This is a genomic window from Isoptericola sp. NPDC060185, from assembly GCF_042728595.1.
Lineage (GTDB): Bacteria > Actinomycetota > Actinomycetes > Actinomycetales > Cellulomonadaceae > Isoptericola.
In genome coordinates this window covers 1-3590 of the sequence record NZ_JBHWYY010000143.1, presented here as the reverse complement: position 1 = coordinate 3590, position 3590 = coordinate 1, and the positions used below count along the sequence as shown (strand labels likewise).

2 protein-coding genes are annotated in these 3590 nt (G+C 75.1%); one reads left to right on the top strand and one right to left on the bottom strand.

Annotated features, from left to right (window positions below; genetic code table 11):
- The first annotated feature begins 149 nt into the window (after window positions 1–149).
- Window positions 150–1214 (top strand): hypothetical protein, encoded by a 1065-nt coding sequence (locus ACFWDO_RS21285; RefSeq protein WP_380327188.1) that lies wholly within the window; start codon window positions 150–152, stop codon window positions 1212–1214.
- A gap of 74 nt (window positions 1215–1288) precedes the next feature.
- Here the strand turns inward: ACFWDO_RS21285 and ACFWDO_RS21280 are convergent, their stop codons facing one another.
- Entirely contained in the window at window positions 1289–3406 is a 2118-nt protein-coding gene (locus tag ACFWDO_RS21280; protein WP_380327101.1) for an acyltransferase family protein, read from the bottom strand.
- Window positions 3407–3590 lie beyond the last annotated feature (184 nt).

The window sequence follows — 3590 nt, the reverse complement described above, 5'->3', positions numbered from 1 at the left end:
GTTGACACCGTGATGGACGCCCCGCGGCGTCCATAACGGTGTCAACTGCCTGTTCGGCACAGGGCGCGGAGGCTGCCCCCAGGTTTCGGCCGTCCACAGATCGGTCCGACGGGGTCCCGCGGCGCGGTCTCGCCTGGTGGTGTGTCGGGATGCGCACCTTCGCTCCGATCCCGCCGCTCCTCCAGGGCCTCGCCGACGCCCAGGAGGGTCTGCTGTCGGCGCAGCAGTGCGAACGGCACGGTGTCGGTGCCTCACGACGGTCCCGGCTGGTGGCCGCCGGGCGCTGGTCCGCCGTGACCCGAGGCGTCGTCGACACGGTCGCCGTGGCACCGGCAGCGCGGGTGGCGGCGGACGCACCGGGGCGTGTCGTGATGCCGCTCGCGGTGCGCACCGCGCCCCGTCTGACGCCGTGGCCGCCGGAGAACGACGGCGACGTCCTGCACGGTCATCTCCGGCGCCGGCACGCGTGGATCGGGCTGCTCGCGTACGGTCCGGATGCGATCGCCGTCGGTGGGGACGCCCTCGCCCTTCACGGCGTGGAGGGACTGCCGACCTGGCATCGCTCCGGGACCGCGCTCCCTGCCGCTTCACGCCGTCCTGGGCGGGCGGGCGCCCCGCTCCGGCAGTTCGACGACGGCATGACGACCGTGGAGTTCGGCGACCGACGGACGGGGCCGCGCCGGATCGCCTCCGCGGAGTGGGCGCTCGCCCAGGCGGTGCCGGAGCTCTCGATGGGCGACGGGCTGGCGGTCCTGGACTCGGCGCTGCGGCTGGGCGCCGTGGACCGCCACGGGTTGGCGCGCTCCCACGACCATGCCCGAGGGCGGCGCGGTGTGGCACTGCGCCACGAGCTGTGGGAGCTCGCGAGCCCGCTCGCCGCGTCACCGCTGGAGTCCCGGGGGAGATGGCAGTGCATCGCGGAGGGGGTACCGCCCGACGTGCTCCAGTTTCCCGTGCACGACCGTGCCGGACGGTTGCTCGCCGTCGGCGACATGGCGTGGCGGCTGCGCGACGGGTGGCTCGTCACGGAGATGGACGGCTTCGCGTGGCACGACGACCGCCCCGGTGGCGTGCGCCGCGATCGGGACCGGGACAACGCGCTGGCTGCGGTCGGCGTGCGTCTCCTCCACTTCGACGCCGGGCACGTCGCCCGCGAAGCTGTCGGGCCGACGGTCCGCTCCGCCCTCGCCGCAGCTCGCCGAACAGGCAGTTGACACCGTTATGGAGCCCTACAAGCGTCCATAACGGTGTCAACTGCCTGTTCGGCACCTCGGGTGGGGGCGGGCGGTCAGACAGGGAGGCCGGCTTCGCGCAGCTCGCGCTCGATGAACGGCGTCATGGTGCGGGCGTACGTCGCGGTGACGTGGTGCGTGTCGCGGTAGACGTTCACGCCGCCGATGACGGCGGGGCAGGTGCCGTCCTGGCAGTACAGGTCGGTGAGGTCGACGTACGACGCGCCGCGCACCTGCTCGGTGGCGTCCTCGTACACCTGGCGGTCGGGGAACGCCTGCTGCTCGGGCTGGTCGCAGCGGGCCGGGTCTCTCGACAGGCCGCGGTCGAGGCAGAGGGACGGCTCGTCGTCGTGCTGCGGGTTGTCCGACAGCGCCACGATCGGGACGCCCTCGTCGGCGACGGGCTCCCACGCCTCGGCGAGGTCGGCGGCCTGCTCCGCGGCGCTCCCGGAGAGGTAGTCGAGGTAGCCGGTCGTGACGACGGCGTCGGTCGACGGCGCCTGCCGCTCGAGCCAGGGCCCCAGCTGGTCCTTCCACTCCTCGCAGGTGCGGGCGGGTTCGCCGCCCACGTTCGTGGGGCCAGTGCTCCACGCGCAGGAGGACTTGAACTGCACGCTGAGGCTGATCCGGCCCTCGTCGACGAGCTCGCGGAACGCCGGCATCAGGGCGCGGGCGTGCGAGTCGCCCACGAGGACCACGTGCGGGACGTCGGCGTCGTCGACCGGGCCGAAGGTGCAGTCCGCGAGCGCTGACTCGTCGTTGTCCACGAAGCAGTCGAAGGGTCGGGCGATGTCGTCGGAGACGGCCTCGGGCGCGGGGACGACCACGTCGTCGAGCGCGGGGTTGTCGCAGGGCCTTGCCGGGTCCATCGCCTCGGCCCCGAAGCAGGCGGGCTCGTCGGCGACGATGCGCGCCGCGACCGCCTCCTGCTCCTGCACGCGGTGCTTCGCGACGGCGAGCCCGCCGCCGGCGACGAGGGCGAGGACGGCCGCCCCGGCCACCGTGAGCGACAGGGCGCGGCCCGTGCGGTGCAGGTCCCAGCGCCGGGAGAAGCGCGCGGGGTCCTCGACGCACCGCTTGGTGAGGTCGGCCAGCAGCACGACGCCGGCCAGCAGGACGACGCGCTCGAGCAGCCCGGCCTCGTGCCCCAGGGCGAGGGGCAGGAACACGATCGCCGGCCAGTGCCACAGGTACAGGGAGTAGGAGATCTCCGCCGCGTACGGCACGGGCCGCCAGGCGAACAGGCCGGCGGGGGAGAACCTGCCCGCCGGCGTCCCCGCGCCGATGACCGCGACGGTCGCGAGCACGGGCGCGATCGCCGCGGTGCCGGGGAACGGCGTGCCGGCGTCGTAGACGAACGCGCACGCGACGAGGACGGCGAGCCCGGCCCAGCTCGCCGCGACCCGCACACGGTCGCCCACCGGGCGGCAGCCCGTCCGCGCGAGCCACAGGGCGAGCAGCGCGCCCGCGCCGAACTGCCAGGCGCGGGTCCTCGTGACGAAGTAGGCGGGCGCGGGGTCCGCGGCGGTGAGCCACAGCGACGTCGCGAACGAGGCGAGGGTCGCGACGGCGAGCAGCACGCCGGTCGTGCGGCGCGTGGCCCGGCCGGTGCGGGCCGCGACGGCGGCGGCGAGCACCACGAGCAGCGGCCACACCAGGTAGAACTGCTCCTCCGTCGACAGCGACCAGTAGTGCTGGACCGGCGACGGGTCGGCGTCGGCGGCGAGGTAGTCGACCGCGTCGGCCGCGAGCACCCAGTTCTCGACGTAGAGGGTGGCCCCGAGCGTCTCGCGGAACCACTGCTGCCACAGGGAGTGCGGGGCCAGGAGGAGCGTCGCGACGACGGTGGCCACGAGGACGAGGTACGCGGCGGGCAGCAGGCGGCGGGCCCGGCGCGCCCAGAACCGCCCCAGGCGGACCCGGCCGGTGGACTCCGCCTCGCGCAGCAGGTGGCCGGTGATGAGGAAGCCGGAGATGACGAAGAAGACGTCCACGCCCACGTAGCCGCCGGGCACCCGGCCCGGCCAGAAGTGGAAGAGGACGACCATCCCCACCGCCAGCGCCCGCAGGGCTTGCACCTCGGGCCGGAACGGCCGTCGCGGGGCGGGGCGGTCCGGGGTCCGGGCGGCCCCGGCGGGGGCGGGGCGGGCGTGGTCTCGGACGGGCGTCGTCATGCGGGCGGATCACCGTGGGGCGTCGGGGGCGGGCGGGGCGCGCGCCGACGGCTCGGGAGCGGCGACGGTGCGCGGTCGCCGGTCAGGCTAACCGCGACCCCGGTGCCCGGGGCAAACCCGGCGTGTCGCCGTCGCGCTCGCTCCGTGACCCCGCCGAACAGGCAGTTGACACCGTGATGGGCGC

Excerpts from the sequence above, each read along its gene's own strand:
- ACFWDO_RS21285 (WP_380327188.1), top strand. The coding sequence starts at position 150 with ATGCGCACCTTCGCTCCGATCCCGCCGCTCCTCCAGGGCCTCGCCGAC.
- ACFWDO_RS21280 (WP_380327101.1), bottom strand. The coding sequence starts at position 3,406 with ATGACGACGCCCGTCCGAGACCACGCCCGCCCCGCCCCCGCCGGGGCC.